We start from the raw sequence: 22,268 nt of genomic DNA on the forward strand, positions 1-22,268 counted from the left end.
CGTTCGCGCGCGAATCCCACAGGAATAATTGGCCCGAAACAAACGTAGGAGCGGCTTTAGCCGCGAAGCGCCGCGCGGGCGGCGCTCGATCTCACCTGCGACGCTAAACGCACGGCGAACACGTTGATAATATCGGCCCAGATGAAAGATACTGTTTCTCATTAACGCCCGATAATTCCTCCTAATGGCCGTTCCCCATCCCATGCTGACTTCACCCGTGTCGGGCCTGCTGGCGAGTTTCCAGGAGCACTACGACGACCTGCTGCAATTCCTGACCCGGCGCATGAGCGACCGCCAGCGCGCCGCCGACGTGGCGCAGGAAACCTACCTGAAGCTGGTGAACATCGACGAGCAGGCGCTGCCGGTGCTGCACGCGCGCAGTTTCATCTTCCGCGTGGCCGGTAACCTGGCAATCGACGCTTTGCGCCGCGAGCAGCGCATCGCGGCCAGCCACGGTGACAGCGACGGGGCAGGCGAGCTGGCTTGCCCGGCGCCCGCGCCCGAGGCGGCATTGCTGGCCCAGGAACGCCTGCAGATCCTTGACCAAGCGCTGTTGCAACTGCCCGACAATGCCCGCCAGGCGCTGTTGCTCAACCGTGTCGAAGGCCTGACCCAGAAGCAGGTGGCGCAACGCCTGGGCGTTTCCGAGAGCATGGTGGCCAAGTACATTGGCCAGGCCCTGCGCCATTGCCGTAGCTGGCTGAAACAGGCGGGTGTGGCGGCCTGCGTGGTGGTACTGGTCACTGCTGCGGTGGCCTGGCAGCGGGCACCCATGCTGCTGGCGGACTACCACACGGCAGTGGGAGAGCGGCAGGTGATTACCCTGGCTGATGGCTCGCGGGTAACGCTGAACAGCGCCAGTGCCCTGAGCGTGGTGTTCAGCGAGCATGAGCGGCGGGTGGTGCTGGATGCTGGCGAGGCGTTGTTCGAGACGGCGGACGATGCACGGCCGTTTGTGGTCGACACGGGTGGTGAGCGGGTGCAAGGCCGGGCCGCTACCTTCAGCGTGCGCCGTGATGGCCGTGTGGTGCTGGCGCGCGGTGAAGCCAAACTCGGCGAGCACCACCTGGCGGTAGCGGCCGATGCCGGTACACAAATGGCCTGGCAGCGCGGCAAGCTCATCTTCAACGGCAAGCCGTTGGGGCAGGTGTTGGCAGAGCTTGAGCGTTACCGGCATGGGCGCATTGTGCTGTCCGATAGCAAGCTGGCGGCCATGGAGGTGAGCGGGGTGTTTGACCTGGATGAGCCAGAGGCCCTGTTGCGTACCCTGGAGCAGCGTTATGGGCTGAAGGTGACTTATCTGCCTTGGTTGGCTGTGGTGCATTGATCAGCCTGTGGCGGCCTCTTCGCGGCTAAAGCCGCTCCTACATCGACCGCGTGCCTCGAAGATCACGCGGTCGATGTAGGAGCGGCTTTAGCCGCGAAGAGGCCGCCACAGGAAAAAATATTTTCCAAGCCGCACTGCAAGTTCCTGCAAGCCAGATCGTCGTAGTGGGACTGATCAGCAACCCATTCTCATTTACGATTTGTCTGGAAGCTCATTCGTGCCTCTGATGCTCAAGCCTTTGCACCGCCGCCGCGGTTCGCTTCAACATGCCCTGATCTCCTGCAGCGCCCTGGCCATGCTGGTCGGCCCGCTGCACGCCGTGGCCTCGACCGCCGCCGAGCAGGCCCAGGTCCAGTCCCGCCAGGCCCAACTGGACCTGCCGGCCCAGCCATTGGACCAGGCCCTGACCGCCTTCGCCGACCAGGCCGGCCTGCACCTGCTGTACACCACTGGCGATGTCGCCGGCCAGGCCAGCCCGGCCTTGCAGGGCCGCTACAGCGCCGAGCAGGCCCTGCAGCAGTTGCTGGCCGGCAGCGGCATGAGCTGGCACTTCAGCGATGCCCGCACGGTGACCCTGCGCAAGGCCGAGGCAGCGCCGCAGGCAGTCAACCTCAAACCGATCGAAGTCAGCGTCGCCTCGCGTACCAGCACTGCCATCAGCGAAATCCCCGGCACCGTCTGGGTGGTCGACCAGCAGCAATTGCGCGAGCAGATCGACAGCGGCGTCAGCCTGAAGGAAGCCATCGGCAAGCTGGTGCCAGGCCTTGACCTGGCGCCGGAAGGGCGTACCAACTACGGCCAGAACATGCGCGGGCGCAACGTGCTGGTGATGATCGACGGCGTCAGCCAGAACAGCTCGCGTGGCCTGTCGCGCCAGTTCGACAGCATTTCGCCGTTCAACGTCGAGCGCGTAGAGGTGCTGTCTGGCGCAAGCGCCATCTACGGCGGCGGCGCCACCGGCGGCATCATCAACATCGTCACCAAGAAGGGCGAGCCCGGCCCGGCGCGCTTCGAGACCCAACTCGGCGCCAGCAGCGGCTTCAACAATAGCGACGACCTGGCCACCCGTTTCGCCCAGTCGATCAGTGGCGGCAATGAGCGGGTGAAAGCGCGGCTGGGTATTTCTGGCGAGCAGAACGAGGCCTTTTACGACGGTGCCGGCGACCAGATCTTCATCGACAACACCCAGACCGACCTGCAGTACAACCGCACCATCGACGTACTCGGCACCCTGGGCCTGCAACTGAACGACCAGCAGAGCCTCGACTTGCTGGCCCAGTATTACGACTCGGGCAACCATGGCAGCACGGGTATCTACTTTCCCAACCTGAACTACAATGCGCCGTCCGACCTGGAAGACGCCGAGCTGCGCAGTGGTTACTCGTCGGACCTGGAGCCGCGTACCCGGCGCCTGCTGCTGAACGCCAATTACCACCACAGCGACGTGCTGGGCCAGGATTTCTACCTGCAGGCCTCGTACCGCAAGGAAGACGACAACTTCTACCCGTTCCCGTACTACAACCGCGCCACGCCCATCGGCTCGCGCGGGGTGTACTTCGCCGCCTCGCAGCAGAACTTCGAGGTCACCAGCCTCAAGGGGCTGTTCGCCAAGCAGTGGGACACGCTGAAACTGACCTACGGCGTCGACCTGGACCGTGAGCGCTTCAATGCAGAGAAGACCACTTTCAACGCCCAGGCCTCGTCCGAGTCGGGTGGCCTGGAGCTGGAAAAAGACAGCAAGGCCGCGCGTTACCCCAGCTACCGGGTCGATGGTGTGTCGGTGTACGCCCAGCTGGACTGGCATGCCACCGACAACCTGACCTTCTCCGGCGGCGCGCGGCGCCAGCAGATGGACGTGGATGTCAGCGACTTCAAAGGCGTGCCGGGCGGCAGCAACGACTACCAGGTCAACCTGTTCAACGTCGGGGCCATCTACGATTTCAAGAACGGCCACCAGGTGTGGACCAACTACGGCGAAGGCTTCGACCTGCCAGACCCGGCCAAGTACTACGGCAAGCCGGGCCTGAGCGTGGCTGACAACCCGCTGGCCGGCATCAAGAGCCGCCAGGTGGAACTGGGTTGGCGCTATGCCGACCTGGACTGGGATGCCCAGGCGGCGCTGTACTACATCTGGTCGGACAAGATCATCAACGTTGACTCGCAAACGCTGACCATCAACGTGGAAGAGCAGAAGAGCCGTGACTTCGGCTTTGAAGGTGCGTTGACCCGGCACCTCCAGAGCGGCTGGGAAGCTGGCGGCACGCTGCACCTGACCCGCTCCGAGGAAGAGGATGTGGATGGCGGCTGGATCAAGCGTGATGCCCGCTATGCCTCGCTGTCCAAGGCCACCGGGTTCGTTGGCTGGAAGGGCGATGGCCGCAGCGCGCGGTTGCAGGCCAACCATGCCTTCAGCCTGAAGGACGATGCCGACCACGAGATCGACGGTTACACCACCTTCGACCTGCTGGCCAGCCAGGACACTGGCTTCGGCACCTTCAGCGCCGGCATCCAGAACCTGCTGGACAAGCAGTACAGCACGGTCTGGGGGCAGCGCGCGACGCTGTTCTATTCGCCGACCTACGGGCCGGCGTACTTGTATGACTACCAGGGGCGCGGGCGCACTTACACCCTGACCTGGAGCATGGCTTACTGATTTAGGTTGCCTGTACTGGCCTCTTCGCGGGTAAACCCGCTCCTACAGGGATCTCAGAGTGCCTGAGGCCGGCGCCGTACCTGTGTAGGAGCGGGTTTACCCGCGAAGAGGCCGGTTCAGACAAACACCGTCAGCAAATCCTGCGCGAATACATTTGCCGCCTCACCCACCACCTGTGCCCGATGCCGGGCCAGGGTAAACGGCACGACAAAATCCAGCCCCGGGTCCAGCGCCCAGAGCATCCCCTCAGCCTCCCAGCCCTGCGCGCAATGACACGGCAGATAACCAATATGCCGCCCCGACAAAATGAACGTCAGCACGCTCTCGATCTGCTCCGCCACCGCCATGCTGCGCCGGCTCTGGAACGGCTCACCGCCCTTGAGAAACCGGTACGGATGGCGCACCTGGTCCATCTCCAGCAAGCGCTCAAACCCTACTTCAGCCTTACCGAACAGCACATGCCCCTGGCCGCAATACAGCCGTTGCCGCTCCTCGAACAACGGCTGGTAATCAAACGCCGCCTGATTACCGGAAAAGTAGCTGATGGCGTAATCCAGCCGCTGCTCCAGCAACAGCCGTTCCAGCTCCGCCGGCGGTGCACTGATCAGCTCCAGCTGCACCGACTCTTCTCGCCTGCGAAAGGCCGCAATGGCCGCCGCCAGTTTCAGGCTCACCGCCTTGTCCTGGTTCTCCGCCATGCCGATGCGCACGGTCCCCAGCAAGCGCCCGGTCACCCCATTGGCCTGCTGGCGGAACTGTTCGATGTTCAGCAGCAGCCCACGTGCCGCGTCCAGCATCAACACGCCTTTTTCGGTCAGGCGAAAACCGCCCTTGCCGCGGCTGCACAGGCGGTAACCCAGGCGTGCTTCCAGCTGCGCCATGCGCTGGCTGATGGTGGGCTGGCTCAGGCCCAGCACGCCCTGCGCGGCGCTGAAGCCACCGGCCTCGACTACAGTGACGAACAGCCGCAGCAGGTGCAGGTCGGGGTCGTGCACTTGTCCGAGCATTACATTGCTCCTGATGAATGTCAGCTTTGCAAACTTGCCATTCCTGCAATGTAACCCGGCTGGCATGCTCGCGGCATCCACCCATTTGCCGAGGTGTCCGTCATGCGTCGATCGTTGTGCCTGTTGTCCCTGGTCCTGGCCTTGCCGCTGCAGGCCGAAGAAAAGGTCCTCAACCTCTACAGCTGGGCCGACTACGTCGCCCCGCAAACCCTCCAGCGCTTTGAACGGGAAACCGGCTACAAAGTACGCTACGACACCTTCGACACCACCGAAGTGCTGGAAACCAAGCTGCTGACCGGTGGCAGTGGCTACGACGTGGTAGTGCCGTCGTCAACCGTGCTGGCGCGGGCGCTGAAGGCAAATGCCCTGCAGCCGCTGGACGCCCAGGCCATGCCCGGCTATGCCAACCTCGACAAGGACCTGCTGGCCAAGCTCGCCGAAGCCGACCCCGGCAACCGCCATGCCGTGCCCTACACCTGGGGCACCCTGGGGCTGGGGGTGAATGTGGAGGCAGTGCGCCAGCGCCTGGGTGATGTGCCGCTGGACAGCCTCGACCTGTTGTTCAAGCCCGAGTACGCCAGCCGCCTGAAGGATTGCGGCATCGCCATGCCCGACTCGCCGCAGGAGGTGATCGGCGTGGCCCTGAACTACTTGGGCAAGGACCCTTACAGCCAGGACAAGGCCGACCTGGCCGCCGCGCAGAACCTGCTGGGCCAGTTGCAGCCGTCGATCAGCTACGTCGCCAATGGCCGGCAAATCAGCGACCTGGCCAACGGCAGCGTGTGCCTGGCATTGACCTACAACGGCGATGCGGCGATGGCTGCCGACCAGGCGCGGCGTGCCGGCAAGCCGTTCGAGCTGATCTACCGCATCCCTCGTGAAGGCACGCTGGTATGGCAGGACAACCTGGTCATCCCCAAGGACGCCCCACACCCGGAAGCCGCGCGGGCATTCATCGCCTTCATGCTCAAGCCCGAGTCGGTGGCTGCGCTGACCAATACGCTGTTCTTCGCCAATGCCAACCAGGCCGCCACGCCGTTGGTGGACGAAGCGGTGCGCAATGACCCGGACATCTACCCGCCTGCTGATGTGCGCCAGCGCCTGTACGCCGACCGCAGCATGGCCCTGGCTGACCTGCGCCAGCGCAACCGCCTGTGGACCGCTTTCCGCAGCCGCCAATAACTCATAACCACAAAGGAGCCCGACCGTGGAGCAAGCCGCAAGCAACGACCAGGCCATGACCCGTGACAGCCTGTATGGCACCGCCGCAGAAAGTACCTACGCCGGCATTACCAGTTTCTCCCGCCGCCGCTACAGCCGCGACCTGCGTGGCGTCGATGTGGTGGTCAGCGGCGTGCCGTTCGACACCGCCACCAGCAACCGCCCCGGTGCGCGCTTTGGCCCGCGGGCAATCCGCGCCGCCTCGGTGCAGCAGGCCTGGGCCCGGCACTGGCCGTGGGCGTTCGACCCGTTCGACCACCTGGCGGTGATCGACTATGGCGACTGCGCTTTCGACAGCGGCACGCCGCAGTCGGTGCCGGACAGCATCCAGGCGCATGCCGAGCATATCTTGCAGGCCGGCTGCGCCATGCTCACCCTGGGCGGCGACCACTTCATCAGCTATCCGTTGCTCAAGGCCCACGCCCGCCGGCACGGCCCGCTGGCGCTGATCCATTTCGATGCGCACAGCGACACCTGGCCGGACGAGGAGGGCAAGCGCATCGACCACGGCACCATGTTCTGGCATGCCGCCCGCGAAGGCCTGGTGGACCCGGCCCACTCGGTACAGATCGGCCTGCGCACCACCAATGACGATAGCCAGGGCTTTGCCATCCTCGACGCCCGGCAGGTGCACCGCCAGGGCACCGAGGCGGTGATTGCGGCGATTCGCCAGCGGGTGGGCGAGCGGCCGGTGTACCTGACCTTCGATATCGACTGCCTCGACCCGGCCTATGCGCCCGGTACCGGTACGCCGGTGTGCGGCGGGTTGAGCACGGTGCAGGCGCTGGAAATTCTCGGCGGGCTGCGTGGCATCAACCTGGTGGGCATGGACTTGGTGGAAGTGGCGCCAGCCTACGACCATGCCGATATCACCGCTTTGGCCGGGGCGACCCTGGCGATGGAGATGCTGTGCTTGTATGCGGCGCGGCACAAAGTGGATAAAGGCCAGTAATCAGGGGCCGCGTTGCACCCCTGTGGGAGCGGGTTTACCCGCGAATCAGGCGACGCGGTGCATGGCACCGGCGTTGCCGGTGTTCGCGGCTAAAGCCGCTCCCACAGGAACTGTGTAGCGGCCTTGCGTCGCGATGGGCTGCAAAGCAGCCCCCGAGGCGCATACTGAAACATCACGAATCAACTCCACCCATATTCACACTTTTGCCGCGAACCCCTCGCGCCTTAGGCTATCAAACCCACCAGGCGCGGCATTTTCGTACAGGAGGTGAAGCATGACCCCGGCATTGCCCATCCTGGCCCTCGGCCTGGCCTTGTGCCTGCCCGCGCACGCTGCCCCGCAGCCACCGTTGCAGCTTGCCGCTGGCAACAACAACCCCTACAACAGCCCGATCCAGCGCGCCAACCCCAACAGCCGCCAGGGCAGCATGCCGGCCACGCCGCCTGTGCGCGGCCCGTCCACCGACCCGTATCAGCGCCCCCCCACCCTGGACAATCGCGGCATCGGCAACGGCGACAACCTGCGCCGCCAGCAGCAAACCCCGAACCTGGAACCCACCCGGCCCCCGCGCGACAGCACGCGCGCGCCGTGAGCCCCACTGAAAGGAATCCTGCATGTTTCGAGCACCCTGGCTAGCCACCCTGACCGCCGCAGCACTGTTGCCTCTGCTGGTGCAGGCTGCGGATGAACAGCAGTTTCGCAGTGAAGAAGGCACCTTGACCGTCAGCACCCTCGCCGATGGCCTGCGCAACCCCTGGGCTTTGGCCTTCCTGCCGGGCGGCAAGGACATGCTGGTGACCGAGCGCGCCGGCAACCTGCGGGTGGTCAATGCCGAAGGCAAGGTCGGCCCGCCGATCAGCGGCGTGCCCAAGGTCTGGGTCGAGGGCCAGGGCGGCCTGCTGGACGTGGTGTTGTCGCCGGAATTCGGCAAGGACCGCACCGTGTACCTGTCCTACGCCGAGGAGGGCAGTGACGGCAAGGCGGGTACTGCGGTGGGCCGTGGCCAACTGTCCGAAGACCGCGCCCGGCTGGAGAACTTCAGCGTGATCTTCCGCCAGCAGCCCAAGCTGTCGGTGGGCAACCACTTCGGTTCGCGCCTGGTGTTCGACCGCGACGGCTACCTGTTCATTGCCCTGGGCGAGAACAACCAGCGCCCCACTGCCCAGGACCTGGACAAGCTGCAAGGCAAGATCGTGCGCATTCTGCCGGACGGCGAAGTACCCAAGGACAACCCCTTCGTTGGCAGGGATAACGTGCGGCCGGAGATCTGGTCGTTCGGCCACCGCAACCAGCAGGGCGCCGCGCTCAACCCGTGGACCGGCAAGCTCTGGACCCACGAACACGGCCCGCGTGGCGGTGACGAAATCAACGTCCCCGCGCCCGGCAAGAACTACGGCTGGCCGATTGCGACCCACGGCATCAACTACTCGCTGCTGCCGATCCCCGAGGCCAAGGGCAAGCACGTGGACGGCATGGTCGACCCGCACCATGTATGGGAAAAGTCGCCGGGCATCAGCGGCATGGCGTTCTACGACAGCCCCACGTTCAAGGCCTGGGACCACAACCTGTTCATCGGCGCGCTGGCCACCCAGGAGCTGATTCGCTTGCAGCTGGATGGCGACAAGGTGGTGCATGAAGAGCGCTTGTTGGGTGACCTGAAAGCGCGTATTCGCGATGTGCGGGTAGGGCCGGATGGTTACCTGTATGTGCTGACCGATGACAAGGATGGTGCTCTATTGAAAGTAGGATTGGGGAACGGCACCTGAAGCGGTCCCTGTAGGTGCGGCCTTGTGTCGCGATGGGCCGCGCAGCGGCCCCAGGATTTCAGCAGTGCTGCATAGATTGCTGGGGCCGCGTTGCTGCCCAGTCGCGACACAAGGCCGCTCCTACAGGGATCGCGTGGCTGTGTAGAATGCCGCATGGCCATCTCCCCCGAACATCTCTACCAGCAAGCCCTGACTACCCAGGGCTACGTTGCCGACCCCGCTCAGGCCCGCGCCGTCGCGGCCTTGCAAGCTTGCTTCCAGGCCGTCGAACAAGGCCATCCAACCCTGGGCATCTACCTCTGGGGCCCGGTCGGCCGTGGCAAGACCTGGCTGATGGACCAGTTCCATCGCTGCCTGCGCATACCCAGCCGGCGCCAGCACTTTCACCACTTCATGGCCTGGGTGCACCAACGGCTGTTCCAGCTCAATGGCACAGCCGACCCGCTGCTGGCCCTGGCCCGGGAGCTGGCCGGGCAGATCCGCGTGCTGTGCTTCGATGAGCTGTTTGTCAACGACATCGGCGACGCGATCATCCTCGGCCGCCTGTTCCAGGTGCTGTTCGACCAGGGCGTGGTGATCGTCGCCACCTCCAACCAGCCACCCGAACAGCTCTACCGCGACGGCTTCAACCGCGAACGCTTTCTGCCCGCCATCACCGCCATCCAGCGGCATATGCAGACATTGCCGGTGGCCGGCGATCAGGACCATCGCCTGCACCCCGGCGCCGAACGCCAGCGCTACTGGGTGGCGCAAGTGGGGCAGGCCAGCCAGTTGCACGAGGTGTTCCGCCAGCTTAGCGCTGAAGACGCCGGCACTGACCAGCCGTTGGCTATCGGCTCCAGGCAGGTGCAGGTCGTACGGCGCAGCGAACAGGCCGTCTGGTGCCGTTTCACCGACCTGTGCGAACAACCGCTGGCGGCCATGGAGTTCATGGCCTTGTGCGACCGTTTTCCGGCCATCCTGGTGTCGGGTATCCCGGCGCTGGGCGGTGAACAGCGGGCCGGGCGCATTGCCCGCGGCACCGAGGACGCTGCGGCGCGGGTGGTGGCGGGCGATCGCGAACTGCCAGCGCTGTCACCCAAGGACGATGCGGTGCGCCGCTTCATTGCCCTGGTCGACGAATGCTACGACCGTAGGGTGGCATTGTACCTGGAGGCACAGGTACCGCTCGATGCCCTCTACACTCAAGGGTATCTGGCGTTCCCGTACCAACGGACGTTAAGCCGGCTACGGGAGATGCAACTGCAACGCTTCGCCTGAACAAGGAGCCGAACCATGCAGCCGTTGTCGCATCATCTGCTGACCCAGGCCTACAACAATGGCTGGGCCAACCACCGCCTCTACAAGGCCTGCCTGCAACTGACCCAGGACGAGTTCGTCGCCCCGCGCTGCAGCTTCTTCCCGTCGATCAAGGCCACCCTCAACCACCTGCTGACGGTGGACTGGTTCTACCTGCACATGCTTGAGTGCGAGCAGCGAGGCGAGCAGCCCGATGCCGACGGCGAGCGCTTTTTCGACCCGGAGCAGCCGTTTGCGTTGTGTTCCGATCTACACGCCGAGCAGGCCCAGGCCGACCACCGGCTGATCGCCTATTGCCGGGGGCTGAGTGATGACGAACTGGGCCGCTATGTGAGCATCGTAAGGCCCGACCGGGTGCAGCACGAGCAGCGGTTGCGCCTGCTGGCGCACCTGTTCGAGCACCAGGTGCATCACCGTGGGCAGGTGCATGCGATGCTCAGTGACACGGCGGTCAGGCCGCCGCAGCTGGATGAGTTTTTCTGCGAGGAGGAGGCCGGGTTGCGGGCGGACGATTTTGCCGAACTGGGCTGGACCGAGGCGCAGGTCTGGAAGTTGTAGGAAAGTCCAAAAGCCTGCGCGATCCCTGTGGGAGCGGGTTCACCCGCGAAGAATGCGACGCGGTGTATGGCACCGGCTATGCCGGTGTTCGCGGGTAAACCCGCTCCCACAGGGGGTCTATTTGCTCAGCCACTCCACCAGCGTGCGGTTGAATCGCACCGGCTCTTCGATCTGCGGCGCATGCCCCATGCCTTCGAAGGTAATCAGCTCACCCTTGGGGATCAGCTTGGCCACCTGCGGCCCCAGCTCGGCATACTTGCCCAGCTTTGCCTTCACCTCCGGCGGCGCAATATCGCTGCCAATCGCCGTGGTGTCCTTGTCGCCAATCAGTAGCAAGGTCGGCATCTGCAGGTCCTTGAACTCGTGGTACACCGGCTGGGTGAAGATCATGTCGTAGATCAGCGCCGAGTTCCACGCCACCGCTTCATGCCCAGGCCCTTTGTTCAGGCCCACCAGCATTTGCACCCAGCGTTCGTACTCGGGCTTCCAGCGCCCGGCGTAATAGGTTTTGCGCTCATACTCGCGCACGCCCTCGGCATCCAGCTTCAGCTCGCGAGCATGCCACTGGTCCACGGTGCGGTAGGGCACGCCGAGGGCTTTCCAGTCTTCCAGGCCGATCGGGTTGACCATCGCCAGCCGCTCCACCTGCTGCGGGTACATCAGCGCGTAGCGGGTGGCGAGCATGCCGCCGGTGGAGTGGCCGAGTACGATGGTTTGCTTCACACCCAGCTGTTCGAGCAAGGCATGGGTGTTGTCCGCCAGTTGCTGGAAGCTGTACTGGTAATGCGCCGGTTTGCTGGAGCTGCAGAAGCCGACCTGGTCGGGGGCGATGACCCGGTAGCCAGCCTTGCTCAGGGCGTCGATGGTGGTTTCCCAGGTGGCGGCGCAGAAGTTCTTGCCGTGCATCAGCACCACGCTGTGGCCGTTGGCCTGGCCTTGGGCGGGTACGTCCATGTAGCCCATCTGCAGGGCCTGGCCCTGGGACTTGAAATCAAAGTGCTTGAGCGGGTGCGGGTAGCTGAAGCCTTCGAGCTGAGGGCCATAGGTGGGCGATTCGGCAGCGAAGGCCGAACCGCTGGCCAGGCAGGCCAGGGCCAGGGCGGTTGCGCGCAGCATGGGGGCACTCCATGTAGGACCATGTAGGAAAAAAGGAATGTAACAGCCCATGGACCACGCGGAACGTGAAAGGTGTTACCAGGCGTGAAACCAGCCCAGGGTGATCATCGCCAGCACCGCATAGCGGCCGGCCTTGGCCAGGGTTACCAGCAGCAGGAAGCGCCAGAACGGTTCGCGCATGATCCCGGCGATCAGTGTCAGTGGGTCGCCGATCACCGGCATCCAGCTGAGCAGCAGCGACCATTGTCCCCAGCGCTGGTAGCGCTGCTGCGCGCGCTCCAGCTGCGCCGCGCTGAACGGGAACCAGCGCTTGTCGCGCAGGTGCTCGATGGCACGGCCCAGCAGCCAATTGACCACTGAACCGAGCACATTGCCCAGGGTGGCCACCAGTAGTAGGGTCGCCCAGGCCTCGGGCTGGCGCAGCAACAGGCCGACCAGCACAGCCTCCGATTGCAGCGGTAGCAGGGTGGCGGCACCAAAGGCGCTGAAAAACAGCGCCCACAGGCTGAGCATCAGTAATTGGCGACCACGGTGTCCTGGCCATCCTGGGTCACGCCGATGACCTGGTAGGCATCCTTGTGGTCACCCATCTCCATGCCGGGCGAGCCCATGGGCATGCCCGGTACGGCCAGGCCCTTGAGGTCGCTGCGCTTGGCCAGCAGGTGCACTTGCTCGGCCGGCACATGGCCTTCGACGAACTTGCCGTTGATTACCCCGGTGTGGCACGACGCCAGGCGCGGTGCCACGCCCAGGCGTTGCTTGACCGCGCTCATGTTCGGCTCGACGTGGTCGTTGACGGTGAAACCGTTGTCGCGCAGGTGGCTGATCCAGGCCTTGCAGCAACCGCAGTTGGGGTCGCGGTAGACGTCAATGGTCTCGGCGGCCTGGGCCAAGCCGGTGATGGCCAGCAGGCCCAGGGTCAGCAGGTGTTTGCGCAGCATGGTGAAGCACTCCTTTAAAAACGCAGGCGGATACCGGCGACCAGGCGAGTTTGCCCCTGGTCTTCGCCGTCTTCGCGGGCCTGGTCGGCACGCTTGCCGTGCAGGCGGTTGAAACTGATCCCCACATAGGGCGCGAAACTGCGTGAGATCTCGTAGCGCAGGCGCAGGCCCACCTCGCTGTCGGCCAGCCCCGCACCTTGCTCGCGCCCGGCATCGTTGCGGCCGTAGAGGTTGGCTTCCAGGGTCGGTTCCAGTATCCAGCGGTTGGTCAGCAGCATAGCGTAAGCGGCTTCCAGGCGCAGCGCGGTTTGTTGGCGCTCGCCGGCGTAGGCGGTGGCTTGCAGTTCCAGGCCGTACAGCGGCGTGCCCTGGATGCCGAAGGCGGCCCAGGTTTGGCCTGAGGCGGGTTTGAAGTCCTGGCGCACACCGGCCACCAGCTCCCACCATGGGCTAACGGCATGGCCCAACAGCGCCTGCAGTTCGGCCTTGTGGGTCTTGCCTTGCTCGCGTTCGCCTTCCGTGCGCAACCACAGGCGGTCGATATCGCCGCCGACCCAAGCGGTGGCGTTCCAGTTCAGGGCACTGCTGCTCTCGAAGTTCTGGTATTCGAGCTTGTCGATGATCACTGCCCAGTTCATTGCCCGGTCGTGCACCTGGTGCCCGGGCAATGGCGGGAAGGCGGCGCGGCGGTCGGCGTCGCTGATGGCGGGCAGGGGCGTGCGCGGCTGGCTGGGGGTGGCCGGGCCATGGCCCATGCTTTCGTGGTTCATGCTGTCGTGGTTCATCTGGCCATGGTTCATGTGCTCCATGCCAGCGGCCATCGCCCGTTCGCTGGCGAGCAGGCTCAGCAGGGTCACGCCGGCCACGATGCTGCGGTTGCGGGTGTCATTCATCGACGCGTACCTCGCGGAACATGCCGGTCTCCATGTGGTAGAGCAGGTGGCAGTGATAGGCCCAGCGGCCCAGGGCATCGGCGGTCACCCGGTAGGAACGGCGGCTGCCAGGCGGGATGTCGACGGTGTGCTTGCGCACCAGGAACTGGCCGTGCTCGTCCTCCAGGTCGCTCCACATGCCGTGCAGGTGGATGGGGTGGGTCATCATGGTGTCGTTGACCAGGGTGATGCGCACCCGCTCGCCATAGGTCAGGCGCAGCGGCTCGGCATCGCTGAACTTGATGCCGTCGAACGACCAGGCAAAACGCTCCATGTGGCCGGTCAGGTGCAGCTCGATGTCGCGCGAGGGCGCACGGCCATCCGGGTCGGGGTAGGGGCTACGCAGGTCGGCGTAGGTCAGCACGCGGCGGCCATTGTTGCGCAGGCCGATGCCAGGGTCGGCCAGGTTGGCGCGCGGGGCCATGGTTTGCATGTCCACCAGCGGGTTGTCGGTTTCGCTGGCCGGGTGTTGCTGCATCGCCGTCATGGCGGCGTGGTCCATGCCGCCCATGTTGCTGTGGTCCATGCCCCCCATGGCGCCCATGCCGCCGTGGCCCATGTCGTCCATGGTCAATACCGGACGCGGGTCGGGTTCAGGCACCGGTGCCTGCAGCCCGGCGGCGCGGGCCAGGGTGCCGCGGGCGAAGCCGGTGCGGTCCATGCTCTGGGCGAACAGGGTGTAGGCGGGCAGATCGCCCACGGTCACCAGCACGTCGTAGGTCTCGGCCACGGCAATGCGCAGTTCGTCCACGCTCACGGGTGTTACCGGCAAGCCGTCGGCGGCAATTACCGTCAGCTTCAGCCCGGGGATACGGAAGTCGAAGTAGGTCATGGCCGAGGCATTGATCAGCCGCAGGCGCACGGTTTCGCCGGGCTGGAACAGGCAAGTGAAGTTGCCATCCGGCGGCTGGCCATTGAGCAGGTAGCTGTAAGTGGCGGCGCTGATATCGGCCAGGTCGGTGGGGCTCATGCGCATGCGTGCCCAGGCCGTGCGCTCGGCGACGGTCGGGCTCCAGCCCTTTTCGGCCACGTCGTCGATAAAATCGCCGACTGTGCGCTTGTGGTAGTTGTAGGCGTCGGACTGCTTCTTCAGCGTGGCCATCAGCTGTTCCGGCGCCTGGTCCGACCAGTCGCTGAACAGCAGCACATGGTCGCGCTCGTAGCGGTGCGGCTCGGGCTGGCGTGGCTCGATGACAATTGCCCCGTAGACCCCGGCCTGCTCCTGCAGCCCCGAATGGCTGTGGTACCAGTAGGTGCCGCTCTGGCGCAGGGTGAACTGGTACAGGTAGTCGCCGCCAGGTTCGATGCCGGCGAAGCTCAGCCCCGGCACGCCGTCCATGTTGGCCGGCAGGATGATGCCGTGCCAGTGGATCGAGGTGTCCTGTGCCAGGCGGTTGTGCACGCGCAGGGTTACGGTATCGCCTTCGCGCCAGCGTAGCAGTGGGCCGGGCAGGCTGTTGTTGATGGTCAGTGCGGTGCGTGGGCGGCCGGTGATGTTCATCGGGGTCTGGCCGATGAACAGCTCGAAGTGCTGGCCGGCCAGGTCACGGCCTTCGGCCGCCTGGGCCAGCGGGCGCCACAGCCCCAGGCCCGCCAGTGTGGTGGCGGCGCCCAGGCCTTTGACGAAGGTACGGCGGGAGGGGTTGCGCAACATGGCGTGGCCTCATGCGGGAGAGCCACGATGTTCGCCCCCATAGCCTGTCAGGTAGCTGAGGCGAACATTACAGCGTTGTCAGCTGGCGGCCTCGTCGGCGCCGAGGTCGCGCATCAGCAGGGCGTATTCGAGCCCTACCTGTTCAGGGATCGGCAGGTACACCACATGGCCGTCACCCGGCGCCACCTCGATGGCCTGCTGCTGGCGGTTGCACAGGCGGTGCAAGTCGAAATGGTAGTTGCCGCGCGGGGTCATCAGCTCCAGGTGGTCACCCACGGCAAAGCGATTCTTCACCTTGACCTCGGCCAGGCCATCGACGCGTACGCCGGTCAGTTCACCCACGAACTGCTGGCGCTCGGAAACCGAGTTGCCGCGCTGGTAGTTCTGGTATTCGTCATGCACGTGGCGGCGCAGGAAGCCTTCGGTGTAGCCGCGCTGGGCCAACGACTCAAGGTTGTCCATCAGGGCGCGGTCGAACGGCCGCCCGGCCACCGCGTCGTCGATTGCCTGGCGGTACGACTGCACCGCGCGGGCGCAGTAGAAGTGCGACTTGGTGCGGCCTTCGATCTTCAGCGAATGCACACCCATGCCGGCCAGGCGCTCGACGTGCTGGATGGCGCGCAGGTCCTTGGCGTTCATGATGTAGGTGCCGTGCTCGTCCTCGAACGCCGGCATTTCAGTGCCGGGGCGGTTGCTTTCCTGCAGCAGGAACACCTGCTCGGTGGGCGCGCCCAGGCCGAGCGTGGGCTGCACTTCGCGAACGATATCGCCAGTGGCGTTCTCGGTGGCAGGTGTGGCGTCGTACTTCCAGCGACAGGCGTTGGTGCAGGTGCCCTGGTTGGCGTCACGCTTGTTGAGGTAGCCCGACAGCAGGCAACGGCCGGAGTAGGCCATGCACAGGGCGCCGTGGACGAACACCTCCAGCTCCATGCCCGGCACCTGCTGGCGAATTTCCTCGATTTCTTCAAGCGACAGCTCGCGTGACAGGATTACCCGGCTCAGCCCCAGCTGCTGCCAGAATTGCACGCTGGCCCAGTTGACCGTGTTGGCCTGTACCGACAGGTGCACCGGCATCTGCGGGAAGTGCTGGCGCACCAGCATGATCAGGCCGGGGTCGGACATGATCAGCGCATCCGGCGCCATCGCTACCACTGGCGCCAGGTCCTTGAGGAAGGTCTTGAGCTTGGCATTGTGCGGGGCGATGTTGACCACCACGTAGAAGCGCTTGCCCAGCGCATGCGCCTCCTCGATGCCCAGCGCCAGGTTGGCGTGGTCGAACTCGTTGTTGCGCACCCGCAAGCTGTAGCGCGGCTGGCCGGCATAGACCGCGTCGGCACCATAGGCAAAGGCGTAGCGCATGGTCTTCAGGGTGCCGGCGGGGGCCAGCAGTTCGGGCTTGGCGAGAGAGGTCATGGTGCGCACCGGGGCAAAGGGCGCGGATGCTAAAACCCTCGGCCAGTACACGTATTGATTTACATCAAGGGAGTAGCGGCACTTTTGGACAAGCGGCGCGTACTAATACTCCAGAAGCCACCCGGGGGACATGCGATGAACGAAGCCGCTCTACAGAACAAAGCCCTGGCAGTGCTCCTGGCGCTGGTGACCATCGCCTTTGTGTGGATCCTGCTGCCGTACTACGGCGCCATCTTCTGGGCGGTGATCCTCGGCATCCTGTTCGCGCCGCTGCAGCGGCACTTGCTGATCCGTTTTGGCCGCCGCCGCAACCTGGCTGCTGCCGCGACCACGCTGGTGTGCCTGCTAGTGGCGATCCTGCCAGTGATCATCACCAGCGCGCTGCTGGTGCAGGAGGGCGCCATGTTGTACCAGCGCATCGAGAGCGGGCAACTGGACATCGCTGGCTATGTCGAGCGTGGCAAGGACATGCTCCCGCCCTTTGCCCAGCATGGCCTGGACAGCATGGGCATGGGTAACCTGGATGGGCTGCGCGACAAGATCACCAAGTGGGCCACCCAAGGCAGCCAGGTGCTGGCGAGCCAGGCGTTCAGCTTTGGCCAGGGCACGTTCGAGTTATTGATCAGCTTCGGCATCATGATGTACCTGTTGTTCTTCTTCTTGCGTGAAGGCGCGGAGCTCGCCCGCCGGGTACGCCTGGCGGTGCCGTTGCCCGAACAGCAGAAGCGCCGTTTGCAGCTGAAGTTCAACCGTGTGGTGCGGGCGACTGTGAAAGGCAACGTGTTGGTGGCCATTACCCAAGGGGCGCTGGGCGGGTTCATTTTCTGGGTGCTGGGTATTCCCAGTGCGCTGGTGTGGGCGGTGCTGATGGCGTTTCTGTCGTTGTTGCCGGCGGTGGGTGCGGGCATCGTCTGGGCGCCAGTGGCGGCGTACTTCCTGCTGAGCGGGGCGATATTGCCGGGGGTGATCCTGACCGCGTTCGGGGTGCTGGTGATTGGCCTGGTGGACAACCTGTTGCGGCCGATGCTGGTGGGCAAGGATACGCGGATGCCGGACTACCTGATCCTGGTGTCGACGCTGGGCGGGCTGGCGGTGTTCGGGCTCAATGGCTTTGTGATCGGGCCGTTGATCGCGGCGTTGTTCGTGTCGAGCTGGGCGATATTTGCGGCGACCAAGCCGCAGGTGCAGTTGCCGGAGTAGGGCGTTGCTCTCGAGGTTGCCGCGGTCCCTGTAGGAGCGGCCTTGTGTCGCGATCGGGCTGCGCAGCAGCCCCAGCAATATTTGCATCGGCGCAGAAATCCTGGGGCTGCTGCGCAGCCCGATCGCGACACAAGGCCGCTCCTACAGGGGCGGTGCAAGCCTTCAGGAAGATTGCGGCATCTCGCCCTTGGCCAGGCGGCGGTTGATGTCGGCGATCACCTCAGGCAGCTCGTTGATGGTGTCGATCAGGTAGTGCGGGCGCGAGCCGGCAAACAGGGTATGAATGCGCTTGCGCTCGCTTTCCAGCTTCTCGGCGCTCAGCGCGCGGTAGCCTTCCCAGGTCAGCCCCAGGGCATTGCCCGAGCACACCAGGGCCACGGTCCACATGCCGGCACGGCGGCCTTCGAGAATACCCGGCACGGTGTCGTCGACCTTCACACAGGCCGCCACATCATCAATCCCCAGGGCAATCACGTTGGCCAGGGCCTGGGCCGGCCATGGGCGGCCGTTCGGGGTTTCGTCGGTGGCCACCACGTGGTCGGCCACGTAGCCGTTCTGCGCGGCCAGCTCCACCACCTTGTCCATCACTACCTTCGGGTAGCCCGAGCACGAGCCAAGCTTCAGGCCGCCCTGGCGCAACCCGGTGAGGGTGTCCAGGGCGCCGGGGATCAGCGCCGAGTGCACGGCGATTTTCTCGATCTGCAGCGGCATGAAACGGTTGTAGATGGCGGTGACGTCATCGTCGGTCGGGGTGCGGCCGAACACCTTGCGGTAGCGCTCGGCAATTTCCGGCACGTCGCACAGGGTACGAATGTGGTCCCACTTGCCCATGCCCATCGGGCCACGGGCTTCTTCGATGGACACCTGTACGTCGAACTCGGCAAAGGCTTCGACAAAGATCTGGGTTGGGGCAAAGGAGCCGAAGTCGACCACGGTACCGGCCCAGTCGAGGATGGCGGCTTGCAGCTGGGTAGGGTTGCTGTAGTTCATGTGCGCTAATTCCTGAAATTGGGTGGGCAGAGGGTCAGATGTCCAGCACTTCCATTTCCCGCAGCACTTCGGCCACGGCATTCACGGCGGCCTGCATGCCGTCCGCCCCGACCACGCCGATGCAGCCGACGCGGAAGGTTTCGACCTGGGTCAGCTTGCCCGGGTAGAGGATGAAGCCTTTGGCCTTGACCCGCTCGTAGAAGTCCTTGAACTGGTAGCGGGCATCGTTCGGTGCATGGAAGGTAACGATGATCGGCGCCTGGATCTCGGCCGGCAGGAAGCTGCGCAGGCCGATGGCGGCCATGCCATCGAGCAGGGTCTTGCAGTTGTCGGCGTAGCGCTGGTGGCGGGCTGGCAGGCCGCCTTCCTCGTTGTACTGCTGCAGCGCTTCGTGCAGGGCAGCGACTACATGGGTTGGCGGGGTGAAGCGCCACTGGCCGGTCTTGGCCATGTAGGCGTGCTGGTCGTGCAGGTCCATGGCCAGCGAGTGGGCATTGCCCTCGGCGGCGGCCAGGGCGGTTTTTTCGGCGAAGACGAAGCCCATGCCGGGTACGCCTTCCAGGCACTTGCCGGAGGCGGCGATCAGTGCTTCGAAGGGGATTTCGCGGGCGTCGATCGGCAGTGCGCCGAACGAGCTCATGGCGTCGATGATCAGGCGTTTGCCGTGCTGTTTGATCACCTGGGCGATCTCTGGCAGCGGGTTGAGGATGCCGGTGCTGGTTTCGCAGTGGATCAGCGCTACGTGGGTAACGCTCGGGTCGGCGGCCAGCAGGCGGTCGACGTCGGCGGCGGTGGTTGGCTGGTCTTCAGCGGTTTCGAAGGTGCTGTAGGCGCGGCCCAGTACCTTGCAGATCTTTGCCAGGCGCTGGCCATAGGCGCCGTTGATCAACACCAGGACCTTGCCGTCACGTGGCACCAGGGTGCCGATGGCGGCTTCCACGGCGAAGGTGCCGCTGCCTTGCAGGGGCACGCAGTGGTGGCTGGCGCTGCCGTCGATGATTGCCAGCAGTTGCTCGCAGACGCTGGCGGTCAGCTGGTTGAAGTCGCGGTCCCAGGAGCCCCAGTCCACCAGCATGGCTTGGCGGGTGCGGATTGATGTGGTCAGGGGACCTGGGGTCAGCAGAATCGGGGCGTTGCTCATTCCGTTATTCCTCACAAGCGGTGGGCTGAAACTACGGGGCCTAGGTTGCAATTCGCGCTGCCATCAATCAAATTGTTTGTTGTTATCCGAGCTATAAGTAAGGCCGATACATATGAACCTGTTCCAGTTGCGTGCTTTCGATGCCGTCGCCCGTGAAGGCAGCTTTACCCGTGCCGCTGCACGCCTGTTCATCAGCCAGCCGGCGGTGACCGGGCACGTAAAGGCGCTGGAGGAGCACTACCAGATCACCCTGCTGCGGCGTACCGCGCGGCGAGTGGAGCTGACCGAAGAGGGCACGCGCCTGGCAGCGATCACCCGCGCCATGTTCGGCCTGGCCGAAGAGGCCCAGGCCATGCTCGAAGCCAACCGCCAGTTGCTGACCGGGCGCCTGGAAGTGGCCGCCGATGGCCCGCACCGGGTCATGCCGATGCTGGCGCAGCTGCGCGAGCGCTACCCGGGCATTACCGTGAACCTGCGCTTGGGCAACGCCCAGGAAACCCTGGCCGCGCTGCTCAGTGAGCACGCTGACGTGGCGGTACTGACCGAGATCGAACCGCGCAACGGCCTGCACCTGCAGAACCTCTGTGAGTCGCGCCTGTGTGCCTTGCTGCCAGCGGGGCATGTCTGGGCCGGTGGCGAGGGCGACTTGCCATTGGCCGAGCTGCATCAGCAGATCATGGTGTTGCGCGAGCCCAGTTCGACAACTCGTCGTACCTTCGACAAGGCCTGTGCGAAGGCGGGCGTACAGCCACGGGTATTGCTGGAGCTGGACAGCCGCGAGGCAGTGACCGAAGCGGTGGCCTCGGAGCTCGGGATCGGCGTGGTGTCATCCACCGAAGTGGCCAATGACCCGCGAGTAGTGGCGCGGCCGCTGGCTGGCCAGGGGTTGCTCAACCAGCACATGGTCGGCTGCCTGGAGCGCCGCCGCGAGTTACGTCTGATTCAGGCGTTCCTGGGCCTGGCGGCGGGGCTTTGATGGCTGTTTTGCGCAGGGCGGCCTAAGATGGCCGGCATTGAATTGACGGGATCGCCGATGAGCGAGAAAGACACCATTTCCATGCAGCTGGTGCGCGAAGCGCTGTTGCAGACGTGCCCCGCCGGTGAGCCCGACAACGGCTTGCTGGCTCGGGCCGGCATCGCCGTTGAACAATTGCACCTGCCAGAAGCGCGGGTCAGCGCCGAATCCTATGCCCGGCTCTGGCGCTTGCTGGCGCGGCGCTGCAACGATGAATTCTTTGCCATGGACCCACGCGGCCTGCGCAGCGGGTCGATGGCGTTCATGTGCCGTGCCAGCATGGGCCAGCCGACCCTGGCCGCCGGCCTGGAAACCGCGCTGGCGTTCCTGTCGCTGATGCTCGAAGACCTGCAGCCGAGTCTGGTACGCCAGCAGGGCCTTGCCGAGATTGTCATCAACGAGCCGCGTGATGCACCCCGCCGCGCGTTCACCTATTTCACCTTCTGGATGATCGTGCACGGCGTGGCCTGCTGGCTGGCTGGGCGGCGCATCCCGATCCTGGCCATCGACCTGCGTTGCGCCGAGCCGCCGTTTTGCGAGGACTATCGGGTGATGTTTTCCGAGAACCTGCAGTTCGAGCGCCCGCGCACGCGCATGATCATTGCCGCTGACAGCCTCGAAGTGCCATTGAAGCGCACACCGGAGGAGCTGCAGCGTTTTCTGGCCGAAGCGCCCGGCAACATTCTGGTCAAGTACCGCGACCCGGCCAGTTTCGCCCGGCGTGTTCGCCACGGTCTGCTGCATCAGGCCCCCGGGCAGTGGCCTGATGGCGACAGCCTGGCCCGGCAGCTGTGCCTGTCGCCGTCGACGCTAAGACGGCGCCTGGCCGAAGAAGGGCAGACCTATCAGGGCCTCAAGGACAGCGTACGGCGCGAACTGGCCATTGCCTGGCTGAGCCGGGAGGATGCAGCCCTGGGCGAGGTCGCCGAACGCCTGGGCTTTGCCGACAGCAGCTCGTTCTACAAGGCGTTTCGCAAGTGGTTCGGTTGCAACCCGGGGCATTACCGCGCACTGATCCAGGCGCGCGGCCCGGGGCGCTGAGGGGCGAGCAGTTCCGGCTGCCGGGCGGCAACGCGCAGGTGC

Annotated in this window: 20 protein-coding genes; 11 read left to right on the forward strand and 9 right to left on the reverse strand. The window is 65.0% G+C overall.

Annotated features, from left to right (window positions below):
- Positions 1-202: 202 nt before the first annotated feature.
- Positions 203-1,327, forward strand: a complete 1,125-nt coding sequence (locus ACIP1G_RS26300) for a sigma-70 family RNA polymerase sigma factor (protein WP_400742307.1) — start codon at positions 203-205, stop codon at positions 1,325-1,327.
- Positions 1,328-1,553: 226 nt separating this feature from the next.
- Positions 1,554-3,980 (forward strand): TonB-dependent receptor, encoded by a 2,427-nt coding sequence (locus tag ACIP1G_RS26305; protein ID WP_400742416.1) that lies wholly within the window; start codon positions 1,554-1,556, stop codon positions 3,978-3,980.
- 116 nt (positions 3,981-4,096) lie between these two features.
- Here the strand turns inward: ACIP1G_RS26305 and ACIP1G_RS26310 are convergent, their stop codons facing one another.
- A complete protein-coding gene (locus ACIP1G_RS26310; RefSeq protein WP_400742310.1) occupies positions 4,097-4,987 on the reverse strand; it encodes a LysR family transcriptional regulator in 891 nt (296 codons plus the stop codon).
- A 102-nt stretch (positions 4,988-5,089) separates the two neighbouring features.
- Here ACIP1G_RS26310 and ACIP1G_RS26315 point away from each other — a divergent pair, with 102 nt between their 5' ends.
- The 6 genes from ACIP1G_RS26315 (at position 5,090) to ACIP1G_RS26340 (ending at position 10,783) form a co-directional block, all read left to right on the forward strand.
- A complete protein-coding gene (locus ACIP1G_RS26315; protein WP_400742312.1) occupies positions 5,090-6,169 on the forward strand; it encodes an extracellular solute-binding protein in 1,080 nt (359 codons plus the stop codon).
- A 25-nt stretch (positions 6,170-6,194) separates the two neighbouring features.
- Positions 6,195-7,160 (forward strand): agmatinase, encoded by a 966-nt coding sequence (gene speB, locus ACIP1G_RS26320; protein WP_400742315.1) that lies wholly within the window; start codon positions 6,195-6,197, stop codon positions 7,158-7,160.
- 274 nt (positions 7,161-7,434) lie between these two features.
- A complete protein-coding gene (locus tag ACIP1G_RS26325; protein WP_400742318.1) occupies positions 7,435-7,752 on the forward strand; it encodes a hypothetical protein in 318 nt (105 codons plus the stop codon).
- Positions 7,753-7,774: 22 nt separating this feature from the next.
- Positions 7,775-8,926 (forward strand): PQQ-dependent sugar dehydrogenase, encoded by a 1,152-nt coding sequence (locus ACIP1G_RS26330; protein ID WP_400742320.1) that lies wholly within the window; start codon positions 7,775-7,777, stop codon positions 8,924-8,926.
- Positions 8,927-9,079: 153 nt separating this feature from the next.
- Positions 9,080-10,186, forward strand: a complete 1,107-nt coding sequence (gene zapE, locus ACIP1G_RS26335) for a cell division protein ZapE (protein WP_400742323.1) — start codon at positions 9,080-9,082, stop codon at positions 10,184-10,186.
- A gap of 15 nt (positions 10,187-10,201) precedes the next feature.
- The gene (locus tag ACIP1G_RS26340) at positions 10,202-10,783 is read left to right on the forward strand and encodes a DinB family protein (RefSeq protein WP_400742325.1); all 582 of its coding nucleotides are present in this window, start codon (positions 10,202-10,204) and stop codon (positions 10,781-10,783) included.
- Between the two features lie 117 nt (positions 10,784-10,900).
- Here the strand turns inward: ACIP1G_RS26340 and ACIP1G_RS26345 are convergent, their stop codons facing one another.
- The 6 genes from ACIP1G_RS26345 to yegQ form a co-directional block, all read right to left on the reverse strand.
- Complete coding sequence (locus tag ACIP1G_RS26345) at positions 10,901-11,899, reverse strand: alpha/beta fold hydrolase (RefSeq protein WP_400742328.1); 999 nt, start codon at positions 11,897-11,899, stop codon at positions 10,901-10,903.
- A 75-nt stretch (positions 11,900-11,974) separates the two neighbouring features.
- Entirely contained in the window at positions 11,975-12,412 is a 438-nt protein-coding gene (locus ACIP1G_RS26350) for a YqaA family protein (protein WP_346645225.1), read from the reverse strand.
- Positions 12,412-12,840, reverse strand: a complete 429-nt coding sequence (locus ACIP1G_RS26355; RefSeq protein WP_400742329.1) for a DUF411 domain-containing protein — start codon at positions 12,838-12,840, stop codon at positions 12,412-12,414. The genes ACIP1G_RS26350 and ACIP1G_RS26355 overlap by 1 nt, the downstream gene beginning before the upstream one ends.
- A gap of 14 nt (positions 12,841-12,854) precedes the next feature.
- Entirely contained in the window at positions 12,855-13,733 is an 879-nt protein-coding gene (locus ACIP1G_RS26360; RefSeq protein WP_400742332.1) for a copper resistance protein B, read from the reverse strand.
- Complete coding sequence (locus ACIP1G_RS26365) at positions 13,726-15,423, reverse strand: copper resistance system multicopper oxidase (protein WP_400742418.1); 1,698 nt, start codon at positions 15,421-15,423, stop codon at positions 13,726-13,728. Before ACIP1G_RS26365 ends, ACIP1G_RS26360 begins: the two co-directional genes overlap by 8 nt.
- Positions 15,424-15,504: 81 nt before the next feature.
- The gene (yegQ, locus tag ACIP1G_RS26370; protein ID WP_400742334.1) at positions 15,505-16,839 is read right to left on the reverse strand and encodes a tRNA 5-hydroxyuridine modification protein YegQ; all 1,335 of its coding nucleotides are present in this window, start codon (positions 16,837-16,839) and stop codon (positions 15,505-15,507) included.
- Between the two features lie 135 nt (positions 16,840-16,974).
- Here yegQ and ACIP1G_RS26375 point away from each other — a divergent pair, with 135 nt between their 5' ends.
- Entirely contained in the window at positions 16,975-18,039 is a 1,065-nt protein-coding gene (locus tag ACIP1G_RS26375) for an AI-2E family transporter (protein WP_400742337.1), read from the forward strand.
- Between the two features lie 162 nt (positions 18,040-18,201).
- Here ACIP1G_RS26375 and phnX read toward each other — a convergent pair whose 3' ends face one another.
- Positions 18,202-19,029: a phosphonoacetaldehyde hydrolase gene (phnX, locus tag ACIP1G_RS26380; RefSeq protein ID WP_400742340.1), complete on the reverse strand. Its 828-nt coding sequence runs from the start codon at positions 19,027-19,029 to the stop codon at positions 18,202-18,204.
- Positions 19,030-19,063: 34 nt separating this feature from the next.
- A complete protein-coding gene (locus tag ACIP1G_RS26385) occupies positions 19,064-20,170 on the reverse strand; it encodes a 2-aminoethylphosphonate--pyruvate transaminase (protein WP_400742343.1) in 1,107 nt (368 codons plus the stop codon).
- A 112-nt stretch (positions 20,171-20,282) separates the two neighbouring features.
- On the opposite strand from ACIP1G_RS26385, the gene ACIP1G_RS26390 reads away from it, so the two are divergent.
- Positions 20,283-21,146 (forward strand): LysR substrate-binding domain-containing protein, encoded by an 864-nt coding sequence (locus ACIP1G_RS26390; protein ID WP_400742346.1) that lies wholly within the window; start codon positions 20,283-20,285, stop codon positions 21,144-21,146.
- A 57-nt stretch (positions 21,147-21,203) separates the two neighbouring features.
- Complete coding sequence (locus ACIP1G_RS26395) at positions 21,204-22,226, forward strand: AraC family transcriptional regulator (RefSeq protein WP_400742349.1); 1,023 nt, start codon at positions 21,204-21,206, stop codon at positions 22,224-22,226.
- Positions 22,227-22,268: the final 42 nt, after the last annotated feature.

Origin of the sequence: Pseudomonas sp. NPDC089392, assembly GCF_044749595.1 — a bacterium.
Classification (GTDB): Bacteria; Pseudomonadota; Gammaproteobacteria; order Pseudomonadales; family Pseudomonadaceae; genus Aquipseudomonas.